Here is a 15,570-nt window from a genome sequence, read left to right on the forward strand (position 1 = left end):
CGTCCCCCAAGCACTCCTGTAAAATCAAAACTGAGATACTGCCTTACCCAAGGCGAACTTAACGTTCAACCCTGAGTCCGCCTCTCGTTTCAACAAGAGCCTCAAAGCGAAATTCCTCGCTATGAGGACTAATGAGTTCTTCAGTCCTCTTTGAGAGGACTTTTGCTCTGAGACAGGGAATTCATTCCCTGGCGGACTGTCGGGTGAGCGGGAGGACTGGCGGACTAAAAGCTTAAGTTGACACTAATATGCCTTACCGTGTCCCTACAGATTTCATGATATTACTTACTGGCTAATTCCGGGCAATAATGGTTGGCTGCAAGGGTGGTAATAATATCGGCATCGGCGAGAAAACTTTCTTTGACAGTTGGATTGTCGATACTCGCAGCTTGCCCGATCGCTCTTAATTTAACTTCCGGCAGAGAAACTCCCGATTTTGCTTCCGCACACATTCTTTTAGCGGCCGCAATTTTTTGACCGGGGGCCCTTTGAATTGCTTGCAGTAAATTGTCCGTGGCTTCGGGAGAGTAGCTTTTTGCTAAGCGTTTGTAGTCTTCCAGAAATTTCCCATCGTTGCCTGTCAGCTTAATGTCTGATTCTTGAGGCGAACACAACAAATTTAAGTTAATTACTTCTCCCGCTGAATTGACAAGAAAACATCCTTCGCGTTCTTGGGCGATCGCGCTTTTTTCGCTCGGTACAAATTGTATAATAATGGCGGACAAAACAGCAGTTAAACGCGAGTATTTTAGCATTGGAATTACGTGATATAGCTGGAATTTTTAACCGCAGAATGCGGATAAAAGCCGTGTTATTGAGTCAGAGCGTGTCCGGTAAATTAACCGAAATAATTGTAGGGGCGGGTTTCACCAACAATCTATCATTCTAACTAAAAATCTACATAAACCCGCCCTCCAAGCTGTCGGCCATTCAACCCACATAATATCAGACGAGCATTTCGTTGTCTATGGAAGTTTTCATTAACAGCACACATCCCCGTTGTGTCAGGGAAGAATGTATGGAACCGGGAAGAGAGCGAATGTAGTCGCCTTGATGGCAACTTTCCCCTTCTACAATTAAGTCTCCTTCTAAAACAAACACTTCCTCCGAGGCAGCGTGTCGGTGCAGGGGAAATGTTGCTCCCGGTTCTAGTCGCATCAAGCAGGTAATTTCGCGCTTTTTTTTGTCAATATAAAGCTTGCCAAACGAGACTCCCGGAACTCCATAAGATTTCCATTTGACATCGTGCGATCGCACGATTAAAGATGGAGCATTGTTCTCCGTTGAGGAGGTAACAATGGGCTTTAAATTGACTGATTCTGCCGGAGTTGGCGGCACTTCGGCTATGCGCTGGAACAGGCGGTTTTTGAGGTCGGGGGCGACGGGAACTGGGGGGGCTGTGTAGGCGATCGCGGCAATTGTTGATTCAAAAGCCGCTAATTCACTTGTAAGTTCTGCGGATTCTTTCAATTTCTCTGCAAATGCGCCGCGTTCTGACTCGTCGAGGATATCGAGAGCTTGAAGGGCTGCAAGGATGTTATATTCCTCGTCTGGCATCATTTCCATCTGTTTTCCGCGATTAATTTTAATTCAGCCTAGGTTGATTTTAAATTTCAGATTTGTCTGCTGCCCTCGCACTCAAGATGGATGATTGGAGATGCCATAATTTTAGATTGATGTTAAACAACTTAAATTTTGTTTTTTGACAATCTAAAAAAATTGTTCGCTCAAAGCTTGACGCAATTTGGAAATACCCAACCGAATTCTGGTTTTGATTGTACCTGTCGGGATACCAGTTTTAGCTGATATTGCCGCGCAAGTCAGCCCTTGGTAGTAGGCGAGTTCGATCGCCTCTTGCTGTTCCTTTGGCAGTTTTTCTAACGCTGCTTTGACTTGTTCGCTGCGTTCTTTAAAAATTGCATCTTCCATCGGTTCTGCAACGCTAGAAATGGGTACTTTAGCATCTTCCAGACAAGCTTCAGCAGCCCGGACTGTTCGCTGCATCGCTCGGAGCCGATCGAGGGAACGACTGCGGGTCAGCATGAACAACCAGGTATCTGCTCGACTGCGAGAAGGATCGTAAGTTGCTGCTTTTTGCCAAATTTGGGAAAAAACATCGAGTACAACTTCTTCAGCTTCTTCTACCGAACCCAGGATTTTGTAAGCGAGAGCGTAACTTGGGCGACCGTAGCGATCGTAAAGTTTAGCTAATGCCGTTTGGTCTTTCCGGGCAATCTGCACTAAAAGCAGCGATTCATCGCCTGACTTCTGGCCTGTCATTTCAGTGTACCGAAAATTTTTGTTTTGACGGCACAGATCCAAAATTAACAATTCGGCGTATATCACTACAGAACATAATTGTAAGTTTGAAGTTGGGGGTACAAGCGGGAGTATGCCTTTTCCGGCTAATTTTATCGTGCTTTGAATTTTTCAAATCCCAAGTTATCTTGAATTTTACCACCTGATTAGTAATTTTTTTGAGACTTAGCAATCCGCTTTATGCAGAACGAAGAAATGCCCGGATACTGAACAGTCAATCGATTTTAGATTTTAGATTTTAGATTTTAGATTTTAGAGTTGAAGCATTGACCCCACAGATAAATTCGGGGCGCAAGTTTCATCGGATACACGTTTTTTATTTCTCCACGGATTCATCCGTGGGCTTGTATCCTGGATGCTTTCGGTCAAAACAGCGCCCTTCACTCGTTCCCAATCTCTGTCTGCTCGCTCCCAACAAGAGCCTGGGAACCCATATAAGCGATGATCTGGCTCCATTGGATTGAGGGAAGCCGTGTCTCCGAGCAGTCATTCCCAAGCATAGTCCGGGAACGAGTAAATCCTTAATTACCCTCTTTTTTACATAAATTAGTCTGGCAGCACAGATCCAAAATTGCCAAACCTTCGTATACCACCAATAGGAGAAGGCTCAGCAACAGCGCAAAAGCGCGACAGGTTGACAGATTTCAACCTGTTGCTACAAAAGTAAAACCCGCGAATGCGGGTTATTTACCATGGATTTGTGCAAAAATTTCATTGAAATAAAGGTGCTAACTGTGAAGCTCACAAAAAAAATTCGCCGAACCATACTAGCTATTGAAGTAGCTCTAATTGCTCTATTAACTCCAGGGATAATTGTCGCTTCTGACCACGACGACGGCGAAGTAGATATCAAAGGTCGCGCTGTAAATTTAACTGACCTGTACGTATATCGCGAAAAAGACCAAAACTCCGGTGCTGCGGACGGGGATTTAGTATTTACCATGAATTCAAATCCCAGGTCTGTCGCCCGCTATCAATATTATTTCAGCACTACAGCCCTCTACCAATTTCACATCACGCAGGTAGGTGACGTGAATTCTACACCTACTGGACGCTCTGATATTATCTTGCGGTTTGCCTTCAGTCCGCCTAACAATCAAGGTATGCAAGCGGTAGCTGTAACTGTTGTTCGCGGCGGCTCGGAGACTGTTGCTAAGACTACAGTTAACGGCGGGCTAATTGCCACAACTCCGCTGAATTCCAATGCTGTTTTAAATACAGTACCTGTGGGCGGTTCTAACTTGACTGTATTTGCCGGGTTGCGGGAAGACCCGTTTTTCTTCGATGTGGAACAATTTTTCCGAGTTCGCGCCGCCGCTTTGGGAACTGGGCCCCGCACTGCTTTTAAACAACCGAATCAAGCGGTGGACTTTACTAAAGGTTACAACGTCAATACAATTGCTGTCCGCGTTCCGAAAGCATTTTTGCAAGCTGGAACTGGGGCGAATACTTTTGATGTTTGGTCAACAGTTTCGATTCGCGATGGAGCTGGCGGTTTCAAACAATTCGAGCGTTTGGCAAGACCTGCAATTAATGAGGGTTTGATAGTTACTCCCGACTTCCTGGAAGCATTTAATAGTATTCCTCCGAGATTGGATTTGAGCGCTGCGGCTGCTCCGGTGCGGCAGGAAGCTGTTGCTACTCTGAATGCTGTGGATCTTTTGGACGGTCGGGATAATGTCGATCCAAATGCGATCGCCGGAGCTTTCTTGCCCGATGTCATGCGGATCGATACCACAAAAACCAGCGGCTACGCTAGCGCTACAAATGCTCAAGGAAGCTTGATCGGAGGTCGTATGCTGATGGACGACGTTATTGATATCACTCTGGGAGCTTTGGTGGGTTCTCCGGTTGGCGATAACGTTTCATATAACGGAACTCCGGGAAATCCGGCTCAGGGACACAAACCTTTAGAACCGACTTTTCCTTATTTGGCTTTGCCTAATTAGTCATTAGTCCTGGAGGCAGAAACCGGGTTTTTTAACGAAATATTGCATTGCCACCTTTAAAATTGGTAAAAAACCCGGTTTCTTTGATATTTATGTGTAAAAATTGGATTTTTTTACCGCAGATAAACGCTGATTAACGCGGATGTATGAAAACTAAAATTAAACAGGAAATAAAATCGGATATTTTCTCGTGGTGGCTGCTGATAGCGGTTCCTTTAGTTGGGATGGTAGTAGTAAATTTACCTCCTAACTTGCGTTTTATTTCAGATAATGTTTCTAACAAAAGTCCCGAAAATTTAGATGCTAATTACCGCTATCAGTTTTCAGAAAGTTTGAGAAATAATCCGAATCAAAAGGAAGCAATTCAGCAAGAGATTGCTTTTTACCAGCAGCGGTTGGCAGTTGATTCCCGCAGCGGTTTGAACCGGGCTGCGCTGGCGGGATCTTATTTGAAAATGGCTCGCGCTACAGGGGAGGGAGGTTGGTTTTTATTGGCAGAACAAGCGGCTCAAAGGTCGATCGCCGATTTGCCTTTTGACAACAAAGGTGCGCTGTTAGTTTTAGCTCGAATTGCCGAGGCCAGACACGATTTTGCTACTGCTTTGCGCTTTGCTAAACAGGCGGGTTCTGACAATGAAGATGCGATCGCCCTTTCAGTTACATCTCACTTAGCGATGGGTAAAGTGAGCGAGGCAAATGCAGCCGCAGAAGCCTTAGTTAACCGGATTCCCAACTTGGGTTCTCTCACTTTAAGAGCTTTAGTGAGAGAGTCTCAGGGCCGAGATGCTGAGGTTTTGCAGGATTACCGCCAAGCAATGGCGGCGGAGGAACCGGGAGAGGTTGCGGGTTCGGCGCGGGCCCGATCGCTCTTGGGTCGATTTTACGCGCGTCGCGGGCAGTTTGTGCAGGCGAAAGCGCTGTTTTTGGAGGCGCTGCGGTTGGTGCCGCGATACCCGCTGGCGCTGATTTATTTGGCGGATTTGGAGACGCGGCAGGGCAATTATCGGGAGGCGGAAGGCTACTACAGCAAGGTTTCGGCGTATTCTGGCGGAGTTGCGACTGTGTTCGATCGCATTGTCGATCGCGGTATGGCGAGGGTGAAGGATTTGCAGGGAGATGCGATCGAATCCCGGCGACTTCGGGACAAAGCAGAAGCTGGGCTGCGACAGGAACAGGTTTCTGGATCTACCGGTTTTGGCCACCGCAGGGATTTGGCAACTTTGCTGCTGGAAAAAGGTCGATCGCAGGATGTAACGGAAGCGCTGGCGTTAATGCAGGAGGAGGTGAAAATTCGGCGGGATGCGGTGACGCTGGATACTTTAGCTTGGGCGCTTTCCGCCGCTGGGGAATGGCAAAAGGCCGATCGAGTGATGGCCGAAATAATGCGATCGGGGATTCGGGATGCGGGTATGTTTTACCGGGCTGGTGCGATCGCCCGGACTTTAGGTAAGGATACCGAATCTCGCGCTTATTTTCAAAAGTCCAAGGAAATTGACCCGAGTTTTGACGATCGATCTCGCCAAGCATTGGGTTTGGGAAGTTATGAATTTTGAGCCGTAGGGGCGGGTTCACCAATAATTTTATGGGATATAGACAATTTAAATAAACCCGCCCCCACCCAACGATAAAACTCTTAAAAGGATATACTTATGCAATACAAATTAAACCGACAGCTAAATTTTTTCATCCTATTCTTCCTGACACTTTCATTATTACTAACAACCTCAACCAGACCAGTTTACTCGCACTGGTCAGACTTATCCGTAGCAGAAATAGTAGTCAACGATTTGCAAACCGAAATAACATTAACTTTCCCAACTGGCTTGACAAACTTCGCCGACGACAATCGAGACAGCCAGCTACAACCTGCTGAAGTTCGCAGCCACCAAACACAGCTAGAAAAGTTTTTCAGCCAACAAATCCGCCTCACCAACAGCAGCAGCATTCAAGGCTCCGTAGCAGTAAAACCGCTAGAAATAGCAGCTAAAAGCGCCAGTGTAATCCAGCAGCCGAATACCCACAGCACCTTAATCTTAAACTACACCTGGCCCGCACCTTCTCAAGATAAAAGTCCGGGTTTACCTAACTCAATTTCCATCTCCAAACCAGAGAAATTTCGGATTAATTACAATCTGTTTTTGCCCGGAGTTCCTACAGCTAGCTGCCAAGCTACGATCGTGCAAGCGGGTGCTGTAAAAAGCTTTGTGTTTACGCCGCAAAACCGCGACTTTTTGTTAGCAGGAAAGGAATCAATCTGGGATTCAGGTTGGAGTTTGCTGCTAGCAATAGCGGGAGCATTTGCTTGGGGATGCGTGCACGCGATGTCGCCGGGACACGGAAAAACCATAGTCGGCGCTTATTTAGTGGGTGCGCGGGCTACTCCGATACACGCTTTATTTCTAGCAGCGACCACTACAATTACTCACACTGCGGGCGTGTTTGCGGTGGGTGGAATTACTTTGTTTGCTTCTAACTTAATCGATCCAGAAAAATTAGATCCTTGGCTGAGTTTAATCTCAGGTTTATTAGTAGCCTTCATCGGGCTTAACTTACTCTTAGAAAAAATCAAAACAAGGTTGGTAGTGAGGACTGAAGTTCTCAAAAAAATCAAAAGTAAAGTTTTTAATAAAAACTGGTTTCTCAGGACTAAAGTCTTTACTGCGGAATGTCAAGAACCAGTAAATCTTTTGAGTAGAGGAAGTTGGGAGCGAGAATTTAAGCCTGTAAAACCCGATATATCTCACCACTACCACCATCACGGAGACGGCCGGATTCACTCGCACTTGCCGCCCGGTGCTGACGGTTCTCCGATTACTTGGAAAAGCTTATTGGCGTTGGGAATTTCCGGCGGTTTGTTGCCTTGTCCTTCTGCTTTGGTGATGCTGTTGAGCGCGTCGGCTTTGGGCAATGTTGGTTTGGGAATGACGCTAGTGGTAGCGTTTAGTTTGGGATTGGCTTTGGTGCTGAGTGCGATCGGATTAATTTTGGTTTATGCCAAACGTAGTTTTAATAAACTGCCAAAACAGATAACAGCAGTCAAATTTTTGCCTGCGATTAGTGCGATGTTTGTAATGTTTTTGGGGTTGGGAATTACCGGACAGGCGATGTTGAAAATATTGGCTGCAAATCAATGGGTAATTGGCAAGGGATAAGCCTAAAATTAGGACTTTCCCTCCTAACTGCAAACTTAAGAATCAGCCTGCTTTTAGATACCCGATTTCTTGAAGAAGCCGGGTATCTGGCTATTCTGTTTTTTAGCCGTTGCTCACTTATCAGGCCGCACTATGTTTATTAATAATTTCGGCTAACTCCGGTACTCCGTTTTCCACGTAAGTCTTAGCTGAGGGGCGGAGTTTGGCATAGGCGCCTTTAACCATCGCTCTTGTGCTTTTCTCGACCCTTTTGTCGCTGATTTGGAGCAATTCGTCTGCTACTTCAGCTTTTCTTTGAGTCAGATATTCTACTGGGTTGCCATTGTTTTTCGCTTCAGTCCACATCGGATCGAGTGCGATCGAGATTTCTGGCAGAAGTTGATCTACGACTTGGGCGCAATAGTCAGCCCGTATCCCCTTGACCGTAGAATAGGCAGCTTTAAGAGCAAGACCACCCAATCCCGGCGCTGCTGCAACTTGTTGGTCTATCAACTTTACACAGTCATCAACAAAAGTTTCTCTGTTGTTTTCATTCAAGAGAATATCGCTAAGTCCCATTTTCACTTTCCTTGATTTAATAGTCAATGTGCTTATTAATTTTAAGCTCAATCTGACATCATATATCTATTTTGAGCCTTTACTCAAGGTTTGCCAAGTTTTTTAAGGTTTGAATGTCTCTATGAGACAATCTAATGTTGAGATTTGTCTAGTATGTTATGGGAATTAATGTTTTATCTGCTACTAATTATTGGCCTGCGGTTTGTAGTAAGGGCTTTAGTCCTTATTAGGTGATATTAATGAGGACTAAAGCCCTGACTACAAACTGATGAGTTGTGAACGGTCACATAAAAAAGAGAACAGCTCGAAAAAAATATTATAGAGAGGGTCTGCCTAAGTCCGATCGCGCTTGCACGTATTATATGGCACGTATCATTAGGATTGGACGTTCGACTTGATGTCTGCAGGTGCTGCAATGACGGGAACTTTTAGGGTTTGAGCGGGGCGATCGCTCGATTGCAATACCAAATTTTTCGGTAATGGCGCGGAAGTGCTTAGTCCGGGAAATATGTGAAGCGATAAGGTTAAGCCGGCAGCTAATAATAGTTTTTCTAACATGGCACTGTCTCCAATACATACGCCCTAGGGCATAATTCCTCTTACACCTACAACATATAAACATCCTCAGTCGCTTGGTGCGATCGCACGGGCATAGTTTAAGTGACATCTATCACCACTGAGCAGGGGGTGATGGGGATAGGGGGTGTGGGGATAGGGGGTGATGGGCCCTAGGGAAGTGGGGGAGAGTGGGAAATCTTTCCTCGCACTTCTACTGTCAACATCGGTTGAACGTGTTAAATTCCTTACACTGGTTCCTTGCCAAACTTCCCTACAAATCAAGAATTGTCCCAGAGAAAGAAGCCGTTGAGTCTCTCTCAAAGGTAGAATTAGCGCGTAGAAGTTATTTGACACAGCGGAGGTACCGACAATATGCTTGCATACTTTCTAGCGTTGGCAGTCGGTCTGGGCAGCTTCAGTATTTACATGGCGGCATTCTTTTTTCCAGAAGTTCACCGCAAAAGTGATTTTACCTGGAGCGGTGTAGGACTTTTTTATGCGTTAATTTTATGGGTTTGTGCGGGCCGAATTACCGGTGCTCTGCTGCTTGGTCAAATGGCGGGCGTGGCTATGTTGGGCTGGTTTGCTTGGGAAACTCTGACTTTGCGCAGACAGGTGACGCCCGTTGCTGAGCAAACGCCGATTCCTCAGTCGGTGAATTTGCCGGGGGCTGCGGGCGGGCCGTTAGCGGGCTTGTTTGGCAAGAAAAAAGAGCCCGCAGCGAAAAAACCTAAGTTTGTTCGATCGCCCAAACCGAAAACTGATGCGGTTCCAGCACCCGCTGCGGATAAGGGCGAGGTCAAGCTAGAGGAAAAGCCGGCGACTTCCCCAATAGCTGAAATTTCCGAAAGTTCAACGATCGATCCGACGGCCGAAAGTGCGCTCGCCCCTGACTTGAAAATTCCCGACAGAAGCGCACCTGCAATTGCAGAAATACCCGTCTTTTCGGTCGAAACTCCTGCTGCTGAGACTTCACCAACCCCAGCAGAATTAGCCAGCAGCTTCACTCCTTTACCCCTACCTCTAGAATTTTCAGAAATTCCAGCAGCAGCAACTGTGGAGCCAACAGAGGCTCAGCCAGAAGCAAAACAGCAGCCAGAAGACGATGATTTTGACGAGATGTGGAGGGCGATGGCTAAAGAGTCCCAGTCTGCAGCGAGTTCGGCAGCCCCAACGACGACACCAACGCCAGCCTCTGAGGCAAACTCAACTCCTGCCAAAACAGCTAAAAAATCCGGCGGTTTCGGAAGTCTGTTCGGCAATATCAAAAATAGTCTCGGCGGTATGTTGGGACGGGGTGCGGGTAAAAACAAGTCTGATGCAACTCCCCAGACGGCACCAACACCTTCAGCCACTCCAGAATCGATCGCACCTGAATCTAAAATAACGGCAACTCCTGCACCGGCGATCGACCAGATTCTCGAATCCGAATTAGCCGAGGCGGCTGCGGAAGTTGCAGCCGAAAGCAGCAACACTGCTGTTGAAACCAGCCAAGGAGTGGCGTTTCCGACCGATGTTGAAGCAATGGCCGAGTTGATGGCCGCAGAAACCGCGAGTTCTGACACAATAGGGGAAACTCCAATTTTAGACGGAGCGTCCGCTGAAACTCAGACAGCGCCGTTGGCTCAAGAAACGCCGGAGGCCTGGGTGGGTGAACCGGAAGCAGCAGCAGCAGGCGCAACGGAAGCAGAAGCCCCTGCTGTATATCTAGAAATGACTGTGGTGGAAGTGGCAGAGCCTGTAGAGATACAAGTACCGGGAGAACCTGGGTTGAGCGTGCAGGTGGAAACGGTTTCAGTATCAGCGATCTCGATCGTCGAATCCACAGATACAAAACCATCTTCTGAGGCAGAACAACCGGAATTGATTCGCCCGAATCCCCCCACTTCGGAGGTAGCAGACACTGCTAAACCGGCCGCTGAATCCAAGTCTGAGAAGGTATCGGAAGAAGATAAGCCGTTATCTTGAGGAAGAAAGCAAAAGGTAGAAACCAGAATTTTTTGATTCTGCTTTCTGCCTTCTTACTTCTGCCTTCTGCCTTCTGCCTTCTGTCTTATTCCTTTTTCCTTCTCCCTTAATATTATGAAAGCAATTATGGTCGTGGGAACAACATCTCACGCAGGGAAATCTTTACTTGTTGCAGCATTGTGTCGAATTTTTTCTCGGCGCGGCTGGCGGGTAACTCCGTTTAAAGGTCAGAATATGGCACTGAATTCCTATGTCACAGCCGCCGGCGGAGAGATTGGCTACGCTCAAGCAGTGCAAGCTTGGGCCGCAGGCGTCGCACCTTGGGTAGAAATGAATCCGATTTTGCTCAAGCCGCAAGGAGACATGACTTCTCAATTGATTGTCAAGGGCAGGGCGATCGCCAATGTGCGAGCATCTCAATATTACGAGCAGTATTTCGATATCGGCTGGCAAGCTATTCGGGAATCTTTAGAATTTCTCAAGCAAGAATTTGACATGATTGTGTGTGAGGGAGCCGGCAGCCCTGCTGAGATCAATCTCAAACACCGCGATTTAACAAATATGCGGGTAGCTAAATATTTAAAAGCTCGAACTTTGCTAGTAGTTGATATCGATCGCGGCGGTGCTTTCGCTCACATTATCGGTACTTTGGAATTGCTCGATCCAGACGAACGGGCTTTAATTAAAGGATTCATTATTAATAAGTTCCGAGGACAAAAATCGATCTTAGATCCGGGCTTGACTTGGCTAGAAGAAAGAACGGGAATCCCGGTTGTTGGGGTGATTCCTTGGATCGACGAAGTGTTTCCCTCCGAAGATTCTCTCGATTTGCTCGATCGGCGTTCTCCCAATTCTCAAACCGACATCAATATTTCGGTCATCCGTCTGCCCCGAATTTCTAATTTTACCGACTTTGATCCCCTGGAGTCGGAAACTACCGTCACAGTCAAATATGTCAGCCCAAAAGACCATTTAGGCCATCCAGACGCCGTGATTTTACCAGGGTCTAAAACTACAATTTCTGATTTGCACGTGCTGCGCCAAACAGGTATGGCAAAAGCTATTCAAAATTACTTAGTAGCTGGCGGTACAGTCATGGGAATTTGCGGCGGCTTTCAGATGCTGGGAGAAAGTATCAGCGATAAAGAAGGCCTTGAGGGAGAAAAAGGAGAATTTTCAGGATTAGGATTGCTGCCTTTGAAAACTGCGATCGCACCGAACAAAATAGCCCGCCAACGAATCGTAACATCTAACTATCCTCAACCGGGTTTGCCTGTTTCCGGTTACGAAATTCATCAAGGAAAAACGCAAATCCTAGAGTCAGATTTGACTGAACCGTTATTTGACGATGCTAGTTTAGGCATTGTCAATACTTCTCAATCAATTTGGGGTACATACCTGCACGGCATCTTTGACAACGGAGCTTGGCGGCGAGCTTGGTTAAATCACTTGCGGCAGCAGCGAGGACTCCGCGCATTGCCTACAGGTATTTCTAATTACCGAGAACACCGAGAAGCTTTGTTAGACTCTCTAGCAGATACAGTGGAAAAGCATTTAGATATAAAGCAGATTTTAGGTTAATTAGTTAACAGTTGACTGTTGACTGTTAACTGTTAACTATTGTTTGTTATAGTTGAGGTTAAAAGTCAATGACAAAAGTTTGTTTTTTACCTGATAACGTGACAGTTGAAGCTGAAGCAGGAGAGCTTTTGCTTGATGTAGCCAAACGTGCAGGGGTTTCTATTCCTACTGGCTGTCTCATGGGTTCTTGTCACGCTTGCGAAGTAGAAATTGACGGCGGAGATACGATTTGTGCTTGTATTTCCGGCGTCCCTTCCGGGAAAAAGCAAGTGACAATTAATCTGTATGTTGACCCGACTTGGTAATTTGTCAGTTGTCAGTTGGCAGTTGGCAGTTAGTTGTTGGCATTAGTCATTAGTTAACAGTCAACAGTCAACAGTCAACAGCTAATTCTTTTGCCATTCTTGCTGTTTCTTGCGAGCAGATTGCAGCCATTTTTGGGATTCGGGATAAACAGTTGTCCCGGGTTTTACGGATTCTAATTGATTGATAATTTGTTGCAACTGGCCCAGAGAGTTACCGGAATTTTGATTCGGAGAATTCACATCATTTTGCAAGTTGGCAAACAAGCTTTTAGCTGCTTGCAAAGCTGTTGCCGAATCTTTTTCTGCTTCCAGTCTCATCTGGGCAATTCCTAAGTTTTTCTGATATTCAGCGAGTTTGGTTTGAGCGTCGAGATAGCCGGGGTTATCGACTGAAATTAATTTCAGTCGGTTAATTCCTTCTTGCCACAATTGTGCTATTTGTTCCCACTGTGCGGCGGGATGCGGCGGTTTTTGGGAGGCGACGGCGGCGGAGAGAGCAAATTCTTTGGCAGCTTCAATTAAGTTGTCAGCCTGCACAGAACCGGTGGCGACGCCGCCCATTGCTTGAAAGTCTCTTTCTGCTGCTTTGAGTGTTTTCTTAGCCGTTTCTCCCGCGAGGGTTTCGGCGGGAATTTGATTGAGTTGGTCGATCGCACTTTGCCAATTTACCGTCGCTTTTTGTCTATCCGCAGCAGTTTTGGCTTGCTGATACTCCTGTTTCGCGGCCTTTAGCGTTTGTTCGACTTGATTTAACTGAGTAAAAGCATTTTTTTGCTGGAAAATCTGAGCCTCCATCCGCCCGACATTTTTGCGGGCGGCTTGAAATTCATCGAGTGTAAACTGCCAACTGCAGCTAAAAAAAGAGCAGTACCTCTTTGGGTAATAGCCGAGGAACCACACCGGTAAGGCGTCGAGATGTTTTTGCGCCTCTTTTGCTTTAATTTCGCCCAAGTCAAAATCAGCGACAGCAGTGGCTTTATTCACCAGTTGATCGGATTGTTCCACAAGGGCGATCGCCTGCCGGTAATTGTGATCCATACTCATAAAACTCGGCAGCAACAATATCGGCATTGTTTTGGCTACGGGCCAGCGAATCATCGGAAAAGGTAGATTTAGCAGCCAAATTATCCCTGCTGCACTTCCCAGCAAACTCCCAGCAAAGATGATTTTACCGAACAATCCGGGCGGGCGGTTGGCTTTGACGGCTGCTTTGAGAGCTTGTTCGCTGAAGTTGGGAAATTCGTCTTTGAAGGTATCGCGGATTTCTTCTTTTGAGGCGAAAGTGCCGTTTTGCAAGCGTAATTTCTCCAACCGCTTGATTACCATCCGTCGGTAGACATCACCGGCTAGACTATCAGCCGCCGCGCACTTGTCAACTTCGGCCCGCAAAATTTCAAAAGCTCGATCGGTAAGACGCGCCATAAAACTCACCTATTCCCTTTTAATTATTTTACAGGTTCCCGTGTAAATAATTGTTAAAATATATAAAGCCCACATCAAATATCCGAATTAATTTCATGCCGACTGCTTTAATCACCGGTGCTTCTGGCGGAATTGGTGCAGCCTTTGCCGCCGAATTAGCGAAACGCCAGCACAATCTAATCTTGGTAGCTCGATCCGAAGACAAATTGCAACAGCTAGCTGCTACACTGCAAGAGGAATTCAATATTTTAGTCGAAATTATCGTTCAAGATTTGACCGCACCGACCGCTGGAACTGCTGTATTTGACGCGGTTGTTAAAAAAGGTTGGACGGTTGATTTGTTGGTAAATAATGCGGGTTTTGGCGATTACGGTGCTTTTGCCGATCGCCCGCTTGACAAACAAGTAACCATGGTGCAACTAAATATTGTAGCATTAGTGGAACTATCGCACTTATTTTTGCAGGGAATGCGGCAGCGAAAAGCAGGAAGTATCATCAATGTTAGTTCGATCGCAGCTTTTCAACCGATGCCGTACTTGTCGATGTATGCAGCTACTAAAGCCTTTGTTTTGAGTTTCAGCGAGGCACTTTGGGCGGAAAACAAAGATTTAGGAATTCGCGTTTTGTGCCTTTGTCCAGGGCCGACAGAATCGGACTTTTTCGCAGTAGCTGAATTTCCTAAATCAATGGCATCCAGTAGCGGGCAAAAACTCGTTCCCGCAGCGGAAGTAGTGCGAGATGCTCTCAAAGCTTTAGACAAAAATGAGTCTAATGTTGTCACAGGGGGAATTCCCAATCAAATCATCGCCAATCTGCCTCGATTGATGCCGCGAGAACTTTTGGTGAAGTCGGTAGAAAAGGTGTTTCGGGCGAAAGAGGAATAGTTCGATCGGGGTTTCTATCCCGGTCTCATAGCGAAAGTCCTCTCAAGAAGACTGAAAAGCAAATTAAATAAACAATCAAATATTTGTCACCATTCTTCAGTCGGTTTCAACCGACTTTAGCTATGAGACAGGGGTTTCAACCCCTGGCGGAATCGCGGACAAACAAACGAACCCTGGGGATTCGCCGCACCCAAAACCAAAGAAACCGGGTTTTTTGCAGTTTTTAGGCGCTGTATCGATATTCTCGGAAAAAACCCGGTTTCTCGCCACCGCGCGATATTCTCGCAAAAAATCCGGTTTCTCGCCACACCTACAACAATCTTGCCATCACCCGCTTCAAACAGATGAGTTTCACCTATAATAAATAAATGGATCGAACCATCCTAAATCCCAAATCGCCATGAACTCAGAACGCCAACAAGCCTATCTCAACCTGATAAATCAAATCCTAGATTTTCCCCCCGGTGAAGAAGCGGAGATATTGAAAAATCATCGGAAATTGCTGGATGATGGCTTAGTTGTGGCAATGCGAGAAGTGGCAGAGAATCTCAGAGAACAAGGTAAATTAAATAGTGCTAATCGGTTGAAAGCTTTTGCATTGGAACTCGGCGAATTCCTAGCGAGAATTGCGCTAAAAGCAGAAGCAGACAGACTGTTTGAACAAGGAATTGAGCAGCATAAAATTAGTCAATTTCGAGAAGCTTTGCAGTCTGGCGAACAGGCATTAAGTATCTATAGGAAAATCGGATATCGCCAAGGAGAATCTGATTCCCTCGGCAGTGTGGGTATAGCTTACAATGGGAGCATCCCGATTTTGCAAGTATACAAAAGTATGATAAAATGCGCTGCTTTTGGGAAAAGCCAACACTTAGCT

The 15,570-nt window shown here is 46.3% G+C and carries 13 protein-coding genes and 1 pseudogene; 8 read left to right on the forward strand and 6 right to left on the reverse strand.

The genetic code is table 11. From position 1 onward, the window contains the following. Positions 1–281: 281 nt before the first annotated feature. The 3 genes from QUA99_RS19970 to QUA99_RS19980 form a co-directional block, all read right to left on the reverse strand. Positions 282–755: a DUF732 domain-containing protein gene (locus tag QUA99_RS19970; protein ID WP_333240026.1), complete on the reverse strand. Its 474-nt coding sequence runs from the start codon at positions 753–755 to the stop codon at positions 282–284. A gap of 190 nt (positions 756–945) precedes the next feature. Beyond that, positions 946–1,560, reverse strand: coding sequence for a cupin domain-containing protein (locus tag QUA99_RS19975; protein WP_333240024.1), 615 nt, complete (start codon positions 1,558–1,560; stop codon positions 946–948). A 150-nt stretch (positions 1,561–1,710) separates the two neighbouring features. Continuing rightward, positions 1,711–2,280 carry a sigma-70 family RNA polymerase sigma factor gene (locus QUA99_RS19980; protein WP_333240022.1) on the reverse strand — a complete coding sequence of 190 codons (570 nt, stop codon included), beginning with the start codon at positions 2,278–2,280 and terminating at the stop codon, positions 1,711–1,713. A 773-nt stretch (positions 2,281–3,053) separates the two neighbouring features. On the opposite strand from QUA99_RS19980, the gene QUA99_RS19985 reads away from it, so the two are divergent. From QUA99_RS19985 to QUA99_RS19995, 3 genes are all read left to right on the forward strand, one after another. Beyond that, positions 3,054–4,268, forward strand: coding sequence for a DUF4331 domain-containing protein (locus QUA99_RS19985; RefSeq protein ID WP_333240020.1), 1,215 nt, complete (start codon positions 3,054–3,056; stop codon positions 4,266–4,268). A 146-nt stretch (positions 4,269–4,414) separates the two neighbouring features. Beyond that, positions 4,415–5,821, forward strand: coding sequence for a hypothetical protein (locus QUA99_RS19990; RefSeq protein WP_333240018.1), 1,407 nt, complete (start codon positions 4,415–4,417; stop codon positions 5,819–5,821). Between the two features lie 96 nt (positions 5,822–5,917). Further along, a complete protein-coding gene (locus QUA99_RS19995; RefSeq protein WP_333240016.1) occupies positions 5,918–7,420 on the forward strand; it encodes a HoxN/HupN/NixA family nickel/cobalt transporter in 1,503 nt (500 codons plus the stop codon). Between the two features lie 120 nt (positions 7,421–7,540). Here the strand turns inward: QUA99_RS19995 and QUA99_RS20000 are convergent, their stop codons facing one another. Together QUA99_RS20000 and QUA99_RS20005 are read right to left on the reverse strand one after the other, a co-directional pair. Then, entirely contained in the window at positions 7,541–7,978 is a 438-nt protein-coding gene (locus QUA99_RS20000; protein WP_333240014.1) for a DUF6918 family protein, read from the reverse strand. Positions 7,979–8,353: 375 nt separating this feature from the next. Continuing rightward, positions 8,354–8,536 carry a hypothetical protein gene (locus QUA99_RS20005; protein WP_333240011.1) on the reverse strand — a complete coding sequence of 61 codons (183 nt, stop codon included), beginning with the start codon at positions 8,534–8,536 and terminating at the stop codon, positions 8,354–8,356. 372 nt (positions 8,537–8,908) lie between these two features. On the opposite strand from QUA99_RS20005, the gene QUA99_RS20010 reads away from it, so the two are divergent. The 3 genes from QUA99_RS20010 to QUA99_RS20020 all read left to right on the forward strand — a co-directional run bounded on the left by QUA99_RS20010 (position 8,909) and on the right by QUA99_RS20020 (position 12,390). Then, positions 8,909–10,504 (forward strand): Ycf66 family protein, encoded by a 1,596-nt coding sequence (locus tag QUA99_RS20010; protein WP_333240009.1) that lies wholly within the window; start codon positions 8,909–8,911, stop codon positions 10,502–10,504. A gap of 114 nt (positions 10,505–10,618) precedes the next feature. Next, positions 10,619–12,085 carry a cobyric acid synthase CobQ gene (cobQ, locus tag QUA99_RS20015; RefSeq protein WP_333240007.1) on the forward strand — a complete coding sequence of 489 codons (1,467 nt, stop codon included), beginning with the start codon at positions 10,619–10,621 and terminating at the stop codon, positions 12,083–12,085. Positions 12,086–12,153: 68 nt separating this feature from the next. Continuing rightward, positions 12,154–12,390 carry a 2Fe-2S iron-sulfur cluster binding domain-containing protein gene (locus tag QUA99_RS20020; protein WP_333240005.1) on the forward strand — a complete coding sequence of 79 codons (237 nt, stop codon included), beginning with the start codon at positions 12,154–12,156 and terminating at the stop codon, positions 12,388–12,390. An 81-nt stretch (positions 12,391–12,471) separates the two neighbouring features. On the opposite strand, the gene QUA99_RS20025 is transcribed toward QUA99_RS20020, so the two are convergent. Then, a complete protein-coding gene (locus QUA99_RS20025) occupies positions 12,472–13,812 on the reverse strand; it encodes a hypothetical protein (protein ID WP_333240003.1) in 1,341 nt (446 codons plus the stop codon). Between the two features lie 95 nt (positions 13,813–13,907). Between QUA99_RS20025 and QUA99_RS20030 the strand changes: the two genes are divergently transcribed. After that, on the forward strand, positions 13,908–14,696 hold the full coding sequence (locus QUA99_RS20030) for an SDR family oxidoreductase (RefSeq protein ID WP_333240001.1): 789 nt from the start codon (positions 13,908–13,910) through the stop codon (positions 14,694–14,696). A 400-nt stretch (positions 14,697–15,096) separates the two neighbouring features. Continuing rightward, positions 15,097–15,570, forward strand: a pseudogene (locus QUA99_RS20035) (hypothetical protein); the annotation flags it as partial.

It is taken from the genome of Microcoleus sp. F10-B2 (assembly GCF_036704965.1).
Taxonomy (GTDB): Bacteria; Cyanobacteriota; Cyanobacteriia; order Cyanobacteriales; family Microcoleaceae; genus Microcoleus.

Coding starts and splice junctions, on each gene's coding strand:
- QUA99_RS20030 (WP_333240001.1), top strand. CDS start 13,908: ATGCCGACTGCTTTAATCACCGGTGCTTCTGGCGGAATTGGTGCAGCC.
- QUA99_RS20025 (WP_333240003.1), bottom strand. CDS start 13,812: ATGGCGCGTCTTACCGATCGAGCTTTTGAAATTTTGCGGGCCGAAGTT.
- QUA99_RS19990 (WP_333240018.1), top strand. CDS start 4,415: ATGAAAACTAAAATTAAACAGGAAATAAAATCGGATATTTTCTCGTGG.
- QUA99_RS19970 (WP_333240026.1), bottom strand. CDS start 755: ATGCTAAAATACTCGCGTTTAACTGCTGTTTTGTCCGCCATTATTATA.
- QUA99_RS19995 (WP_333240016.1), top strand. CDS start 5,918: ATGCAATACAAATTAAACCGACAGCTAAATTTTTTCATCCTATTCTTC.
- QUA99_RS20005 (WP_333240011.1), bottom strand. CDS start 8,536: ATGTTAGAAAAACTATTATTAGCTGCCGGCTTAACCTTATCGCTTCAC.
- QUA99_RS20010 (WP_333240009.1), top strand. CDS start 8,909: ATGCTTGCATACTTTCTAGCGTTGGCAGTCGGTCTGGGCAGCTTCAGT.
- QUA99_RS19975 (WP_333240024.1), bottom strand. CDS start 1,560: ATGATGCCAGACGAGGAATATAACATCCTTGCAGCCCTTCAAGCTCTC.
- QUA99_RS20000 (WP_333240014.1), bottom strand. CDS start 7,978: ATGGGACTTAGCGATATTCTCTTGAATGAAAACAACAGAGAAACTTTT.
- QUA99_RS19980 (WP_333240022.1), bottom strand. CDS start 2,280: ATGACAGGCCAGAAGTCAGGCGATGAATCGCTGCTTTTAGTGCAGATT.
- QUA99_RS20020 (WP_333240005.1), top strand. CDS start 12,154: ATGACAAAAGTTTGTTTTTTACCTGATAACGTGACAGTTGAAGCTGAA.
- cobQ (WP_333240007.1), top strand. CDS start 10,619: ATGAAAGCAATTATGGTCGTGGGAACAACATCTCACGCAGGGAAATCT.